Annotated in this window: 13 protein-coding genes and 1 pseudogene; 2 read left to right on the top strand and 12 right to left on the bottom strand. The window is 68.9% G+C overall.

Annotated features, from left to right (window positions below; genetic code table 11):
* Positions 1-55: 55 nt before the first annotated feature.
* Together B9Y70_RS12390 and B9Y70_RS12385 are read right to left on the bottom strand one after the other, a co-directional pair.
* Complete coding sequence (locus tag B9Y70_RS12390) at positions 56-1,507, bottom strand: NAD(P)-binding domain-containing protein (protein ID WP_085550574.1); 1,452 nt, start codon at positions 1,505-1,507, stop codon at positions 56-58.
* Positions 1,508-1,896: 389 nt separating this feature from the next.
* Positions 1,897-3,414: an SLC13 family permease gene (locus B9Y70_RS12385; protein WP_085550573.1), complete on the bottom strand. Its 1,518-nt coding sequence runs from the start codon at positions 3,412-3,414 to the stop codon at positions 1,897-1,899.
* Positions 3,415-3,756: 342 nt separating this feature from the next.
* Here B9Y70_RS12385 and B9Y70_RS12380 point away from each other — a divergent pair.
* A pseudogene (locus B9Y70_RS12380) lies at positions 3,757-4,864 on the top strand (GTP-binding protein).
* Here the strand turns inward: B9Y70_RS12380 and B9Y70_RS12375 are convergent.
* From B9Y70_RS12375 to B9Y70_RS12340, 8 genes are all read right to left on the bottom strand, one after another.
* Positions 4,855-5,739, bottom strand: a complete 885-nt coding sequence (locus tag B9Y70_RS12375) for a hypothetical protein (RefSeq protein WP_085550572.1) — start codon at positions 5,737-5,739, stop codon at positions 4,855-4,857. The pseudogene B9Y70_RS12380 and the gene B9Y70_RS12375 overlap by 10 nt on opposite strands.
* A 98-nt stretch (positions 5,740-5,837) precedes the next feature.
* Positions 5,838-6,860 (bottom strand): DUF418 domain-containing protein, encoded by a 1,023-nt coding sequence (locus B9Y70_RS12370; protein ID WP_085550571.1) that lies wholly within the window; start codon positions 6,858-6,860, stop codon positions 5,838-5,840.
* Positions 6,857-7,954 (bottom strand): ATP-binding cassette domain-containing protein, encoded by a 1,098-nt coding sequence (locus tag B9Y70_RS12365; protein WP_085550570.1) that lies wholly within the window; start codon positions 7,952-7,954, stop codon positions 6,857-6,859. The genes B9Y70_RS12370 and B9Y70_RS12365 overlap by 4 nt, the downstream gene beginning before the upstream one ends.
* Positions 7,939-8,631 carry an energy-coupling factor transporter transmembrane component T family protein gene (locus tag B9Y70_RS12360; RefSeq protein WP_240309262.1) on the bottom strand — a complete coding sequence of 231 codons (693 nt, stop codon included), beginning with the start codon at positions 8,629-8,631 and terminating at the stop codon, positions 7,939-7,941. Before B9Y70_RS12360 ends, B9Y70_RS12365 begins: the two co-directional genes overlap by 16 nt.
* A 29-nt stretch (positions 8,632-8,660) precedes the next feature.
* On the bottom strand, positions 8,661-9,446 hold the full coding sequence (locus B9Y70_RS12355; RefSeq protein WP_085550569.1) for a glycosyl transferase family 9: 786 nt from the start codon (positions 9,444-9,446) through the stop codon (positions 8,661-8,663).
* Positions 9,447-9,523: 77 nt separating this feature from the next.
* Positions 9,524-10,480, bottom strand: coding sequence for a nucleoside hydrolase (locus B9Y70_RS12350; protein WP_085550568.1), 957 nt, complete (start codon positions 10,478-10,480; stop codon positions 9,524-9,526).
* 11 nt (positions 10,481-10,491) lie between these two features.
* Positions 10,492-11,865 carry a DHA2 family efflux MFS transporter permease subunit gene (locus tag B9Y70_RS12345; protein ID WP_085550567.1) on the bottom strand — a complete coding sequence of 458 codons (1,374 nt, stop codon included), beginning with the start codon at positions 11,863-11,865 and terminating at the stop codon, positions 10,492-10,494.
* Positions 11,866-13,086 (bottom strand): MFS transporter, encoded by a 1,221-nt coding sequence (locus tag B9Y70_RS12340; protein WP_085550566.1) that lies wholly within the window; start codon positions 13,084-13,086, stop codon positions 11,866-11,868.
* A 100-nt stretch (positions 13,087-13,186) separates the two neighbouring features.
* On the opposite strand from B9Y70_RS12340, the gene B9Y70_RS12335 reads away from it, so the two are divergent.
* Positions 13,187-13,651, top strand: coding sequence for a hypothetical protein (locus B9Y70_RS12335; protein ID WP_085550565.1), 465 nt, complete (start codon positions 13,187-13,189; stop codon positions 13,649-13,651).
* 6 nt (positions 13,652-13,657) lie between these two features.
* On the opposite strand, the gene B9Y70_RS12330 is transcribed toward B9Y70_RS12335, so the two are convergent.
* The gene (locus tag B9Y70_RS12330; protein WP_143337649.1) at positions 13,658-14,728 is read right to left on the bottom strand and encodes a serine hydrolase domain-containing protein; all 1,071 of its coding nucleotides are present in this window, start codon (positions 14,726-14,728) and stop codon (positions 13,658-13,660) included.
* A 145-nt stretch (positions 14,729-14,873) separates the two neighbouring features.
* Positions 14,874-15,731, bottom strand: coding sequence for a hypothetical protein (locus B9Y70_RS12325; RefSeq protein ID WP_085550563.1), 858 nt, complete (start codon positions 15,729-15,731; stop codon positions 14,874-14,876).
* Positions 15,732-15,907 lie beyond the last annotated feature (176 nt).

Genomic DNA, 15,907 nt, shown 5'->3' with positions numbered 1-15,907 from the left:
CATGCTGCCGGCCAATGATTGATGAAACCACCCGTCGGCGGCGTCGATAAGCGTCTTATCGACGCTGCACGGCCTCGCGGCCTTCCCAGATGTCACGGACCTCATCGGACTCGGGGATGTTGAGGTAGCGCTCGAGGGAGGAGTCGAGCTCGTTGATCCACTCGGTGTGGTGCTTCGCGGCCATGGTGCCCGTCATGACGGAGCGGTAGGTGGCGTTGCGGTAGCCCATGATGTCGCGCTTCTTGTCCTGGACCCAGCCCTTGAGGATGTCGGCGACCTCGTACAGGTCGAACATCGGGTAGTCGGTCTGGGAGATGAGGTCGCGGACGTAGTCGGTCTGGAAGTCGATCTGGTCGTCGGCGGTCTCCATCGCGTCGAAACGCTTGCGCCAGGTGGCCATGTGCTCGCGCTGCTCCTCAGCCGACGGCAGCTCGATGCGGCCGAGGATGACGTCGCGGACGAACCAGGCCTGGGCGTCGAACATGTTGAAGGTCAGCCACTGGTCCTGGGCGCCGAGCCAGAACAGCTTGTTGTTCACCTCGGAGACGACACCCTGGTAGAGGTGCTCCGGGTAGATGTTGTTCGAGGAGTGCAGGGCCAGCTCGGACGGCAGGAACGGGTAGTGGTGCAAGTAGCCTGTGCACAGGATGATGGCGTGGAAGTCCTTGGACACGCCGTTGGTGAAGTGCACGGTGTTGCCGTCGATGGTGCGGATGGCCGGCTGCTCCTCGATGCCCTCGGGCCAGTCGTAGCCCATGGGTGCGGAGCGGTAGCTCATGGTGACGGAGCGGGCGCCCATCTTGTAGGCCTGGGAGCCGATGTCCTCGGCGGAGTAGCTCGCGCCGATCATGAGGACGTCCTGGTTGGCGAAGCTCTCCGCGCCACGGAAGTCGTGGGCGTGGTTGACCACGCCGGGGAAGGTCTCGATGCCGTCGAACTCGGGGTAGTTCGGGAAGGAGAAGTGGCCGGAGCCCACGATGACGTGGGTGAACTCGGAGGTCTCCGTCTCTCCCGTGCGGAGATCCTCGACGGTGACCGAGAACATCCCGGTGTCCTCGCTGTACTCCACCCACCGCACGACGGTGGCGAAGCGCACGAGCTTCTTCACGTCGGACTGCTTCACTCGACCATCGATGTAGTCCCACAGCACCTCGCGGGGCGGGTACGAGGAGATCGGCTTACCGAAGTGCTCGTCGAAGGTGTAGTCCGCGAACTCCAGGACCTCCTTCGGGCCGTTCGACCACAGGTTGCGGTACATGCTGGAGTGGACCGGCTCACCGTACTTGTCGGTGCCGGTACGCCAGCTGTAGTTCCACTGGCCACCCCAGTCGTCCTGCTTCTCGAAGCAGACTATCTCCGGGATCTGTGCACCCTTCTCCTTGGCGGACTCAAAGGCCCTGAGCTGGGCGATTCCGCTCGGGCCGGCTCCGATGATTGCAATGCGCTGCTGAGTCAAGCATGCCTTTCCGGCCCTGGTGGGCCCTGATCCGTGACGTGCAGGAGCCATCCCTGGTCGGGCCGGTCCGCGCTGCACGCGCTTGTGTCGTTCCTTCAGTCGGCGGCCATTCGGCGGCGCAGCGTGAACCGCGCCGGCCGGGGAGATCCAGAGGGAGCCACCGCACCCGGGACCGTCCGTGGCCTGGTCGGCCGCCGTGGTCGCGGGTCTGCAGCGGCCGCCGTTCATAATGGAAAACTCTGAACTGGGCCACACCCGAGGGGAAAGGCTATCACAACCTGCGGCGTTATGCATGCCGAGGCGGTTATTAGGTCCGGAAAAGTGTTGCCGAAACCCGCTTTCCACTGGGAAGACGGTGACATGACAGCAGTCGCCGACACCTGTTGAGGTGCCGGCGACGACGGGGCTGTCTTGAGCGCTTCCGGGAACGCAGCAGGCGCCTAGGGAGACACTCCGAACACGAGCGGGATCAGGGTGTAGAGAACGACCAGAATGAGACCGAGAGCGACGAAGTTCAGCCAGACGCCCGCCCGGACCATCTGCTTGATGGTGATCTGACCGGAACCGAAGGCGACGGCATTCGACGGGGTGGCCACCGGAAGCATGAAGGCCGAGCAGACCGCCAGTGTCACAACGAAGGTCATGAGCAGAGGATCGACACCGGCTCCGACTGCCACCGCCCCGAAGATCGGGAAGAAGGCGGCGGCAGTGGCCGTGTTCGAGGTGAGCTCGGTCAGGCCGAGGGAGACCACCATGACGGCCACGATGATGACCCACGTCGGCATGGATGCCAACCCCTCAACCTGGCCGCCGATCCACTCGCTGAGGCCGGTGGCAGTGAACATCGCCGACAGCGAGAGTCCACCACCGAAGAGCAGGAGCAGTCCCCACGGAACCTCCTTGGAGTCCTCCCACACCAGAAGATGACGCCGTTCGCTGTGCTGACCGCGCCGGGCGGCAGGGGTCAGGAAACAGGCGATTGCGGCGGCCACGGCGACCTGCGAGTCGTTGATGATCCCGAGGAACGGCAGGTTGTCCGCCACGAACGAAATGTCGGCGATGAAGGGCACGAAGACCCAGAAGAAGATCGCCGTCAGGAAGATCACCCCGATGCGGCGCTCGGCAGTCGACATGGGGCCGAGCTTGGCGATCTCGTCCTGGATCAGCTGCTTGCCGCCGGTGATGGAGTCGACCTCCGGACGGTAGACGAACTTGGTCAGAACCACCCACGCCGACGCGACCATGACCACTGCCCACGGCACGCCCACCATCATCCACTGGACGAAAGAGATGTCGATGCCGAGCGACTCATCGACATAGGCCTTCATCAGAGCCATCGGCGGCTGCCCGATAAGGGTGGCCGTGGAGCCGATCGTGACGCCGTAGGCGACACCCAGCAGCATGGAGGCGGCGAACTTGGTTCCGGCGGCCTTCTCATCGACCTGCCTGACCAGCTTCACGATCGACGTGGCGATGGGAACCATGATGACGGCGGTCGCCGTGTTGGACACCCACGCGGAGATGAATGCGGATGCCACCATGAGCCCGAGCACGATCTGTGATGGCTTCGTACCGACAGCGCGAACCGTGAGAAGGGCGATGCGGATGTGCAACCCGGATTTCTCCGTGGCCAGACCCAGCATGACGCCACCCATGACCAGGAAAATCACGGTACTGGCGTAGGGCGCGGCCACTTCGCTCATGGGTGCCATACCGAACAGCGGGAACAGCACCAGCGGCAGCATGGAGGTCACCGGAATCGGGGCCGCTTCCGTCATCCACCACAGCGCCATCCAGAGTGCGCAGCCGGCGACGGCACGCCCCTCGAAGGAGAGCGAGTCAGGGAGGATGAGTGCAACAAGCAGGCCCAGGGCCGGTCCGAGAACCAGTGCAACGAGATTTCGTCTCGATGTGGACTGTACGTTCTTCGTGTCGTCGACGACAGCAGGTGTGGACATTATGAGAACTCCAGACGGCGCCGGACTTTCCGGCGATTCGAACATGCTACGAATCACCGCGGGTTCCACCTATATCTGAACAACTTCCCTACTTTCGGACCACCTCGGGGATTTCCCGGAGTTGTTATCCGGGGCATACGGGCACCACATGGAGTTGACCTCCGGTTCCATTTGCACGCAGGCACAATCCCGTGTCGTGGGGCCGACGTCTGCCCCGCCCCCGCTCCGACGATCCTGCCCAGACCTCGGAGCATCACTCGCCCCCCTCTTATTGTTAACCGTTTCCATTAATTCCTGTACACTGCGCGGGTTCCTCGTGAACGCCCGACAGGAAGGCCCCGCATGCCCGCACCCACCCCCGTCACCGTCCTCTCCGGATTCCTCGGATCCGGCAAGACCACGCTCCTCAACCAGGTGCTCAACCACCGCGGCGACAAGAGGATCGCGGTGATCGTCAACGACTTCTCCGAGGTCAACATCGACGCCGCCTTCATCGCCGAGGAGGGCCATCTCGTGCGCGGCGAGGACCGCTTCGTCGGGCTCACCAACGGCTGCATCTGCTGCACGCTGCGCGAGGACCTCGTCGAGTCCGTCAGCGCGCTCGCCACGGCCGGCCGGTTCGACCACATCCTCATCGAGTCGACCGGCATCTCCGAGCCGACGCCGGTCGCCGCGACCTTCGAATGGGAGTGGGAGGACGGCACGCGGCTGGCGGACCAGGCCCCGATCGACACCATGGTCACGCTTGTCGACGCCCACCAGTTCCTCGACCAGATCCGCCGCCGCACCACCCTCGCGGAGGCCGACCGGGCCGCCGCCCCCGAGGACGAGCGCACCGTTGCGGACCTCCTCACCGACCAGGTGGAGTTCGCGGACCGCATCTACGTGACGAAGGCGGATCTCGTCGACAGGCAGCGCCTCGAGCAGACCATGTCGCTGGTCACGGCCATGAATCCGCGCGCCCGGGTCGGCGTGCTTATCGACGGCCTCGCCGACGGCCGGCCCGTCGTCGACGAGATTCTCGGCGCCCACCTCTACGACGAACACACGGCCCGCACTTACGAGGGCTACACGGAGGAGCTGGAGAACCCGCACACCCCCGAGACGGAGGAGTACGGCATCAGCTCCGTCACCTTCCGCTCCGACCGCCCCTTCCACCGGGAGCGCCTGCTGCAGGTGCTGCGCTCCACCGTCGGCCTCGTGCGCTCCAAGGGCTACTGCTGGATCGCGGAGAACATCGAGGTCGCGCAGGTGTGGCACCAGGCGGGCCCCGACCTGAGCATCCGCCCTGCCGCCCTGTGGGGGCCAGACGGACCTCACCCCGGGCAGTGAGATCGTGCTCATCGGCATCGATCTCGACGGTGCCGACGTCCTGCGCCGCCTGGAGGACGCCACCCTCACCCGCGGGGAGATGGCCGACGCCCTCCTCGCCCACCAGCCTCAGGCGTAGAGGGCACTGACCACCTGCTGCCGCACCGGATGCGCGGGGTCCAGGAGCGCGAGCAGCTCGACGACCCGCTCCCGGGTGTGCGGGAGGCGGGCGGTGAGCAGCTCGACGGCCGCGACGGGCCGGTCGAGCATGACGAGCGCGTCGGCGGCGTCGAGGGCCGCATCGATGTCGGTGGGGTCGGCCGCGGCCGCCTGGATCGGATCCCGCGTGCGGTCCATGTCGGCCACGCGCACGAGGACGGAGACCGCCGCCCGGGCCCGGAGCAGGACGGGGTCGTGCGGGGCGTCGATAAGCATCTGTTCGTAGATCGCCACTGCGGCGGCGAAGTCTCCCCTGTCGACGGCCTCGGCGGCGGTGCGCAGCCGGGGGTCGTGGCCGGGGGCGGGTGACTGGGGCTCCGGCTCCGTCTCCAGACCACTGAGCCGACCGGCGGTGCTCCGCAGCACCTCCTCCACCCAGTCGCCGATGTCGCGACCGGGCAGACCCGGCTCGAAGACCGCCACGGTGGTGCCGCCGGCCACGGCGAACACGCTGGGCAGCTGCCGCGGGCGGAACTGCATCGCCGCATGCGGATCCTTGTCCGGGTCGAGGATGCCCAGGATCCACCGCAGACCGGCGCTCTCGGCCAGGGATGTCAGCTGGCCGCGCAGCCGACCACTCTGCAGCGGGGAGCCGACGAGCACGATCACCGGCACCTGACGGGAACGCTCGATGACCTCCGCCGCGAGGGTGAAACCGGTGACCGTCACCACCGGGTGAGCCCGCAGGGAATCTTTCGGCGGTGTCTCGGCGGCGGCGGGTGCCACGAGGTCCGCCACCCGGGCATCGCGATGGCGGTCAGGGGTGCAGGCGTCGTGGGCGTGGGTGTGGGACATGGCCACCGATCCTAGTTGAAAATAGTTGGCGATTAGATCGGCACATCATCCCGCGAAGTCTCCTTTCGATGCCAGGACAGAGGGCTTCGCGGTCTGCTTTACCGCGAGTCCGACACTGTCCCCGCGATGGTCAGGGCCACCGCCCACTCCGCCGGCCCGCGCCGGAACCGCCACCGCCACAGCGAGGCGAAGACGAGGAACCCGACGAGCTGCCACAGGAAGAGATCCGGCCACAGTGGCGGGTGCTCGGTCCAGCCGAACTCGATGTAGTCCCCGTCGAGGGCGGCGGCACTCACGAAAGTGTCGTTGGCGATGGTCGTGAGGATGACGTGCGTGACGTAGATCGTCAGCGGCATCGCGCCGAAGGAGCGCAGCGGGTAGGTGGCCCACACGATGGCGGCCACGCGGCAGGCCAGCAGGCACGCCCCGATGACGGCGGTGGCCAGGCCGGCGGAGGTGAGGACGTCGAGAAGCCCTCCAGTGTGGGGTTCACCCTGCAGCCACTCCCCCACGACATCCGGCTCGCCGGAGGGGCCGACGCGGCCACCGGTGACCTGGATGATGCCCTGCGCGAGGACGAACGCGAGGACGCCGCCCACCAGCAGCCACAACTCGCGGGCCAGCGCCAGCCGGTGGATGAGCAACCCGAGCAGCGTGTACGCCAGCCAGGCGGTGAGGGGGTACGGCCCGAAGAACAGGTCGGTGAAGAACTCGCTGCTGAAGGTGAGGGGGACGGTGGAGTGCAGCGCGCCCACCAGGGGCCCGAGCAGCACCAGCGCCCCGACAAGCGCCCCCTGCCAGCGGGTACGCCACCCGAGGACGGGCAGCAGGAGGATCCAGGAGACGCCGATGGCGACGAGCACCACGACGATGCCCTCCTGCAGCGCATCCAGCAGCACCCCCAGGCCGATGAGGATGACGGCGCGGGTGAGGAGGACGAAGCGGGCGTCGGCAAGCATGGCCGGACGGGAGGCGATGATGCCCATCGACACACCCGCGAGCACCGCGTACAGCACCGACGGGTACCCCTCGGTGAGGAAGTGGGCGGGACCGATGTGGGCGGCCATCATGCCGATGATCGCCGACGCGCGGGCCAGGTCGAGGCCGTGGATGCGGGTCATTCGTCCAGACTAAGGGAGGACACCGCGGCGTACCGCGCGACCTCCGCCACAAACGACTCGTCGTGGCAGGTGAGCACGAGGGCGGTCCCGGCGCGCAGCTCCTCCGCGATGAGGCGGTGCATGATCCCCCGGCCCCGGTGGTCGAGGCCGACGTCGGGTTCGTCGAGCGCCATGACCGGGCGGCCGAGGGAGGCGACGGCGAGGAACTGCGCCAGCCGCAGGTCCGTGGCCCCCAGGTCGAGGGGGTGCGCGTCCGGGTCAAGGCCCAGCTCCGCGTGGCGCGGGCCGACGAACCCGGCGACGGTGGGCTCGACGACCTGATCGGCGGAGCGCTGGAGCAGGAGGGAGACGTCGCGGGCGGGCGCACCGTCGAGCCCGGCGAGCGCGCGCAGCAGGGTCGTCTTGCCGGAGCCGTTGGCGCCGCGCAGCCACAGCACTCCCCCGGCCTGCACGCTCAGGGGCACGGGACCGACGCGGAACTCACCCGGTCCGGACCGGAACTGCCACCACGTCCGTGCCCCGCCCCGTCGGCCGGTGACCTCGCCGAGGGGGATGAGCCCGCCCGGGGCGACGGGGGCTGGCAGGTCCGCCCGGGAGGGTGGGAGGTAGGGGGTGAGGTGGGCGTCGACAAGCGAGAACACGTCACCGGGCGCCGGCTGCGCCTCGTGGCCGAGGATGAGCACCGCGGTGTCGGTGAGCGCCTCACACAGGGAGATGAGGCGGCGTTGCGACGCCGGGTCGAGGCCCGCGAACGGGTCGTCGAGGACGAGGACCTCCGGCTCCAGGACCGCGACGTTGGCGATCGCCAGGCGCCGCGTCTGCCCGCCGGACAGGTGGGCGGGGTCGGCGTCCGGGTCGAGGTCGATGATGTGGAGCATCCGGGTGACTCGCTCATGCATCTCCGCGCGTGGGACGGCACGCTGCTCGAGACCGAAGGCGATCTCCTCGGCGACCGTCGCGCGCAGGTGCGTGACGTGCGCCAGGGCATCCTGGCTGACGACGGCGTGCCCGAGCGAACGCGCCCAGCGCGTCAACCCCTGCCCGGAGGCCCCGATGACCTGCGTGATGGTGCCGGGGATCAGATCAGGACGCACGCGATCACCCCCAGCGGGATGAGGATTCGCAGCACGCGTTGGGCGGGGCCGTCGGGGGCGGGCCGGTAGATGGTGCGCCGGCCGGGCAGATCGAGACCCGCGGTCTCCAGGGCGAGGGACTTCTCGACGTTCGCGGTGAGCAGGGTGGTCATCACCGGCACCGCCCCGCGCCGGATCGCGGTGCCCGGGGTGATGCGCCGGCCGGCGAGGCGGTGGGCGTCCGTGACCGTGTCGACGACGCGCCGGCCCTGCGGCAGCAGCTGTAGCGCGGTGGCCACGATGTAGGCCACCTTCGGGCCCAGCGGGCTGACCTGCAGCGCCTTCGCCAGATCCGGGACGGTGATGAACGCGGCCGCCGCCAGCAGGGAGGCCATGAGCGCGGTGAAGCGGGCCGTGAGCTCCGCGGCGGTGAGCAGACCGTCGCGGGTGAGCAGCGGTGCCAGCTGCTCGGTTCCATAGGGGGCGTGGACGAGCAGCATCGACAGGCCCGTCGGCAGCGCGAGGACCGCGGTGGCGGCCACGACCGAGAGGTTCCCGGTGCGCCACGTGCCCGCGGCCAGGGCGACGGCGATGACCGCGAGGGAGAGACGCCAGTCATTGACGCCCAGCACCAGAATCCACGAACTCAGCCCCGTGACCAGGGCGGTCAGGGGGTTGATGCGGCTGTGGATGGGCACGGGGCGTCCTGCGGGCAGGGTCGGGCGGCTCAGGCGGCGACCGGCTGCTCGGCCACCCGGGTCCCCTGCGCCACCGGGTGGAAGGAGCGCAGGGTCTTCTGGGGCAGGGCCTTGACCGCGGCGTAGACGACGGCCATGACGGCGAGCTTGTCCAGCGGGTCGGAGACGAAGGACTGCATGGTCACCGAGGCCAGCAGGGAGTTACCGAGCTCGCGGAACAGGGACACGATCGCGCCGGTGCCCACGCCCGCGGTGCCGCCGTAGACGAAAGCCGCGACCGGGGCCGCCAGCGCACCGCAGATGAGCCCGATGAGCAGGCCGGAGACGACCAGCTTCCACAGCTTCGCGAACGCCCCCTTCTCGATCGCCACGCCCGCCAGCCAACCGGTCGCCGCCGCGACGGCCGCGAACGGCAGGGCCGCCGGGTTGAGCAGGCCCCACACGACGGAGCTCAGCGTGCCGGTCGCCAGACCCGCGACGGGGCCGGCCAGCGCGGCGACGAGGATGGTGCCCACCGAGTCGAGGTAGAGCGGGATGCCCACCGAACCGGCGATCTGGCCGACGACGATGTTGAGCACCAGCGCGACGGGGATGACGCCGATCATGCGGGCCGGAAGGGCCGGGAGGGTGGCGGCCAGGAGCAGCGCCGCGCCGCCGACGTAACCGGCCAGGGTGATCAGGGCCTCGGTGGAACCGCCCACGGACTCCCAGTCCGTGGGGCGCACGAGCACCAGGTAGAGCCAGGTGGCGGCGACGAGGAGGGCACCGGCGATCGCCATGGCGCGACGCGCGGGGGTGAGGCGGATCTGTGACATGGGTGAAGGTCCTTCGAGTACGCGTGGGTACGAGTGGCCGGCCCTATGTCACCTCGGGCCGGAGATCGTGGCCGATCTTAACGGATGCCCGGTCGCCCGGCCAATGCGCGGGCCACCCGGAGGAGTTCCCGGTGAGCTGCGTCGATGTCGGCATCGGTCACCAGGCGGGCGTTGTGGGAGCGGTGCCAGTGGCCGCGGAGGTCGGCGACGGAGGTGCCGCGCATCAGCTCACTGTGCGCCTCGACGGCGATGGTGGTGGAGGTGTCCACGTACGGGATGGTCCGCAACGCGATCATGCAGGTGAGGAGGTCGTGGATCTGCGCCTGATACCCCTCGCCCTGGGCCTCGTGGAACTCGAAGTAGAATCGCAGGATCTCGGGCAGGTGCGCGGCGACCGGGTGCGGGCCCAACGCCCGGATGAGCTCCTCCAGCCGCTCCGGGTCGATGAGGAACCGCTCCGTGACCTCCAGCGAGCACAGCGTGATCTTCCCCTGCGGCGGGTGCGCGAACACGTCCGCTGCGGCGTGCGGGTCGACCCAGAAGTTCCATTCCGCGGTCGGTGTCGTGTTGCCCCGGTAGTTCACGGCCCCGCCCATGACGGTGACGCGCCTGAGGCGGGCGTAGTGCTCCGGGTGCGAGTCGCGGAAGGCGGCGAGGTTGGTCAGCGGCCCGGTGACGATGAGGTGCAGGTCCGGGTGCTTATCGACGCCCCGTGCCCACAACTCCGCCCAGTCCCCCGCGGCGTCGGCCGCCGGGACGTCGAGGTACCCCAGGCCGGTGGGCCCGTGGGTCTCCGGGGTGGTGACCAACGGGGTCTGCGCGGGGTGGGGCCGACCGGGGAGGACGGGGGCGTCGACAAGCAGCTCGTCGAGGACCCAGCGGGCATTGCCCGCCGCCTGCACGGCGGTGGTGTTGCCGGCGGTGGTGGTGACGCCGACGAGCTCGATTCCGCCGACGTGGTGGAGGCCGGCGAGGTAGAGGAGGGCGAGGGTGTCGTCGATACCGGGGTCGCAGTCGATGAGGACGGGGGTCATGGGGACTGAGACTACCCAGGGCGGTCGGCGCGGAAACCCGAGACCGCGGCCAGGCCGATGAGGAGCACGGCGGCGGGGACGAACATGGCGGTCCCCACCGCCGCCCCGAAGCTGACGGTCCCCTCCCCCATCTGCATGACGGCGCCGGTCGCGGCCGCGCCGAGGACCGCACCGACCTGCCGGGACGTGTTGTAGACGCCGGACCCGGCCCCGGCCAGCGAGGCGGGAAGGTCCCGCATGGTGATCGCCGAGTTCGGTGACCACGCCAGGGCGTTGGCGGCGCCGAGCAGGGTGACGGGGGCGAGGAAGGCGGGGACGGGGGCGTCGATAAGCATGAGAAGGCCGAACAGTGTCATGGACGTGATGAGGAGGAGGAATCCCGCCCGGGAGATGAGGCCGGGTGCCAGGCGGTCCGTGAGACGGCCGGCGTACGGCGCGAGGACAACCGAGAGGACGCCCATGGGCACAAGCATGAGGCCCGCCACCTGCGCGGACAGGCCCGCGCCCTGCTGGAGGTAGAGCATGATCGGCAGGTTGACCGAGTACACCGCGAACCCGAGGGTGGACACGGCGATGATGCCGAGGCGGAAGTTGTGGTGGGCGAACAGGGCGGTGGGCACGAGGGCGTCGGCACCGATGCGGCGCTGCAGCCGCACGAACCCCCCGAAGGCCAGCGCGCCGAGAGCGAGGACACCCCAGATCCACGGCGCCCAGTCGAACTCCGGACCCTGCTGCAGCGCGAAGACCACGCCCAGGACCGCGATGAGCGAGACGAGCGCGGAGACGAGGTCGATGCGCGCGGCCATCCGCGGCAGACGCGGGACGAAGCGGGCGACCATGACCAGCGAGATCAGGCCGAGGGGCACGTAGAAGAAGAACACCGCGCGCCACCCGACGGTGCCCACGAGCAGGCCGCCGATGACGGGCCCGAACAGCCCCGTCGACCCGGCCACCGCCGACCACACGCCCATGGCGGTGCCGCGGCGTTCGCGCGGGAAGATGCGGGTAATGATGCTCAGCGGCTGTGGATTGATGAGCGATCCGCCCAGCCCCTGCAGCGCGCGCAACGCGATGAGCCACTCGATGGTGGGCGCGAACGCGCAGGCGAAGGCGGCGGTGGTGAACACCGCCATGCCGACGAGGTAGACGCGCTGCTGTCCGAAGCGGTCGCCGAGACGGCCGGTGACCAGCAGCGGGACGGCGAAGGTGAGGAGATAGACGGCGGAGACCCACACGACCTGGTTGAGTGAGGCGTCGAGATCCTCCCGGATCCGGGGCAGCGCGACGGCGACGAGGGACTGATCGAGCAGCGTCATGAACAGGCCGACGCACAGCGCGGCGAGGGCCTGCCAGGAGCTGTGCCGCGACAACCCGGGGGCAGTCATCTACCGGGCACTTTCCAGGTTCACGCCCCGCCCGCCCTCGAGGGTCTCGCGGCCGAAGGCCCACACGACGGCCGCCGCCAGGCCGATGACGCCGCAGATGAGGAAGCCGGCCTCGAAGCCGTGGGACTGCGCGACGGCGCCGATGAGGATGGGGCCGATGATCGCGCCGAGGTCCTGGGCCATCTGAAAGTTCGCCAGCACCTTGCCGCCGGAACGTTGGTTGCCAATGACGTCCGCCAGCACCGCCTGCTGCGCCGGGTTGAGCATGCCGGCGCCCGCGCCGGAGAGCGCGGAGACGATGAGCAACGGCCAGAAGCTGTCCGCGAAGCCGATCGCGCCGGTGAAGATGGCATTGACGATGAGCCCCGCGATGACCAGGGGCTTCCGGCCGATCGTGTCGGCCAGGCGTCCGGAGAACTGCAGCACGACGGCGTTGCCGAAGGCGAAGGCCGCCATCGCCAGACCCGCGATCGCGCCGCCGTGCTCGAACACCGCCGCGGCGAACAGCGGCAGCGTGGCCACGCGGACACCGAAGTTCACCCAGCCGAACGCGAAACCGGAGAACAGCGCGGAGCGGTAGGCGCTGTCGCGCACCGCCTCCCCGAACTCCATGGGCGGCTGCACGTCCTTCTTCTGCCCGGCCCCGTCGCCCGCGCGGCGCGGCATCCTCCACCACACGACGAACGCGGCCAGCGCCACGGACACACCGTAGATGACGAACGGCGCGCGCATCCCGAGCATCGACAACGCGGCACCCACCACCGGGCCGATGACGTTGCCCACCAGGAAGGCGGTGCCGTAGACGGCGGAGGCCCGGCCGCGGATCTCCGGCGGGGCGAGCCGGACGATGAGCCCCATCGCCGACACCGTGAACATCGTCGACCCGACGCCCGCGATGCCGCGCAGCAGCAGGATGTGCCAGTACTCCTGCGCGGCGGCGACGAGGGCGGTGGTCACCGCCACCGTCAGGAGCCCGGTGAGGTACACCTTCCGCGAGCCGATCGCGTCGATGAGCCGGCCCGACATGGGGGCGAAGAGCAGGCGGGAGGCGGCGAAGATGGACACCACGGCGCCGGCGGCGGCCATGGACACGTCGAAGCTGACGGCGAACTGCGGGATGATCGGCGCGATGAGGCCGTAACCGAGCGCGATGATGAAGGCCGCGGCCACCAGCACCCAGATCTCGGCGGGGATCTTCGGGCGCACTTGTTGATCTGTCATATCACCGCTCAGGGTACCCCTTGCGTCAACCCGGAAGCCTGTCGTACAGTTGTTCGAGAGTCGAACATACGTGTTGTCCCCTGCCTCTAGAGTGCGAGCCATGACGATCAACCACCTGCCCCAGACCCCCGCCTCCATCGCCGTCGACCTGCGCCGCCACCGCGCGGACACCCTCCGTGACCTCCAGTCGATCCTCCACCACCCCCGCTCCCTCGCCCGCCCGCAGGCCTCCTGGCGTCCACCGGGCAAGCAGCTCCCGGACGGGCTGACCATGACGCTCACCCGCCACCGCGTCAGTGAGCGCGTCAAGGCCCGCGTCCTCGGCTTCGGCGAGGAGCGTGAACCCGCCTACCTCATCACCGTCCGCATCACCGACCAGCACGGCGCCGTCGATCCGGTTCGCGCCGAGGGCTGGGTGCGGGCCCTCGTGGAGAACTCGCTGGTCGACGCGGTCCATGAGGTTCCCTCCGGCCGCGCCGCCACCTTCGTCTGGCTTGTCGACGCCGCCTTCCACCCCGTCCACTCCCCCGCCTCCCTGTTCGCGGGGTTCAGTGCCGCGGCCTGACGGCCGCTACAGGGCGTCGAGATAGCGGTAGATGACCTCGAAAGGATTGGTCTCGATCGAGTTGACGGACCCGGCGATGAACGCCGACCGCGAGGGGCAGTAGAACGCGAACGCCCCGTGCACACCGGTGTGCCCGAGGATGAGCGGTGCCGGCACCAGCGGGGACAGCACCTTCGGCAGGCCCATCGCCAGCATGCCGTTGCCGTAACGCAGCGGACGGTGCTGGATCCGCCGCAACGTCGGGTTCTGGATGTGCCCCAGGTCGAAGAGCCTGCCCGTGTGGAACGCCCGGATGAACGTGAGCAGATCCAGCGCGGTCGACAGGATGCCCGCCGACCCCAGGGAACTCGACAGGTAACGCGACGACCACACCGGGTGCTTCGGGGTGTGCACCTCCGCGTAGTCGTGGACACCCGGGCGCACGAAGGTCGTGTGCTCGAGCTCGAGCGGGGTGATCACGTAGTGGTACGCCAGCTCCTGGAAGGTCTTGCCCGTCGTGTGCTGCGCCACCTGGCTGAGCAGCTCGGCGTTGAGGTCCGAGAAGTGCGCCCGGATGCCCTGACCGGGCGGGAACTTCGCGCCGCTGCGGGCGGCGGTCTCCATCTGCTCGTCGACACCGACGACGCGGTCCCAGTCGACGATCTGGTCGATGACGTCACGCCCACCCGGATCACGGGTGTCCTCCCAGCTCGCCAGGCCCGAGGTCTGGTTGAGCAGGTGGCGCACGGTGATCTCGGAACCGTAGTCCTCCCCGCGGATGACATGCAGCCCGTCGAGCGACCCGGCCGGGACGCGGGACGCGATGGCGGTGTCGTAGGTGAGCTTCTGCTCGTCGATGAGCCGGAAGATGATGGCGTGCGTGAACAGCTTCGTCACCGAACCGGCGGCGACACGCGAATCCGGATCCAGCGGCCCCGTGGTGAACACATGACGGAAGGAGGAGTCCGCGCGCTCCACCGCCAGGGAGATGTCACCCAGCTTAGGCATCTGCGCGACCTTCCGGTCGACGGCCGCGAAACGTTCCTCCACCGGCGGACGCTTCCGCGCGCGGGCAATCTGCTCACGAACCAGGGACACCGGAAACTTCGAGGTCAACGCCACGAGACACCACTCTCAGTTCACTTCAACCAACAGGACCCGCGCGCGGCCACTCCGGGCCGCGCACCCCTGGGCATCTTAGCCGCCCGACGCGCGGCGCACAGGCCGATGCGGTGCCGGGCGATCAGGCCTCGTCGTGATCGTCGTCGAAGTCCCCGTCGTCGTCCTCGTCATCTTCTTCGTCATCGTCGTCGTCGAAATCATCGTCCAGGTCGTCCAGGTCATCGGCGTCGTCGGCGTCGTCGGCGCCGAAGATGTCGTAGACGTCCGGCTCGTCGAACTCGTCCTCGTCGAAGGGGACGAGCTGCTCCTCCCAGTCCTCGGCCTGATCGGCGGCGAGGGAGATGACGTCGAAAAGCCGGTCGAAGTCGGTGAACACACCAAGGTCGAGGACCTCGTCGGTGGCCAGCTCGACCTCGGCGGTGAGGTCGGCGAACATGCGCTGTCGGTCCTCCTCGGTGAGCTGCGCGTCGCCGTCGGACTCCCACAGCTCGTCGATGGCCTGGTCGATGAGGTCCTCGAAGGACTCCCCGATGGCCACGAACTGCACCACCGCAGACGGCACGCCGTCGATGACCTCGACGAGCACCTGCAGCTCGGAGTTGTTGCCCACCTCGGCGCGGACCAGGTTGGCGTTGACGGCGTCCTGGTAGAACTCCAGGTCGCCGATGCGCTCGTCCGTGCCCTCGAGCAGGTCGCGCAGCACGGTGACCACCTGGTCGGTGGCGACATGGCGGGCGACGGTCGCCACAGCGTCCTCGATGGAGAAGACGACGGAGACGAGGACAGCCTCGAAGTTCTCGTCGTCCTCGTCGACGTCCGCGGCCGCGATGTAGACGTTGGCGGCGGGCATGTGGGGGTCGATCTCCACGAACTGGATCTCCAGGTCGGAGGTGATCGGCACGAACATGGTGTCGTCGTGCACGCGGGACTCGATGCCCTCATTGTCCAGGGCGGCGGCAATGTCCTCGAAGAAGCTCATGGTGGTGGTTCCCTTCACGGTAGTTCTCTCGGTGACCCGATGACCGCCAACGGCAATCCGGAACCAGCCTAGCCGCGCGCGCAGACTCGTGCCCAGCAATTCGGGTCAGTCCGTCGGCGCGGGATCGAACACGATGCGGAGCAGTCGATGGATGGGGCTGCGTGGTGGTCCGGCGA

The sequence above is a fragment of the Corynebacterium pollutisoli genome (genome assembly GCF_900177745.1).
In the GTDB taxonomy this organism is placed as follows: Bacteria; Actinomycetota; Actinomycetes; order Mycobacteriales; family Mycobacteriaceae; genus Corynebacterium; species Corynebacterium pollutisoli.
This window is presented reverse-complemented; position numbering and strand designations above follow the sequence as displayed.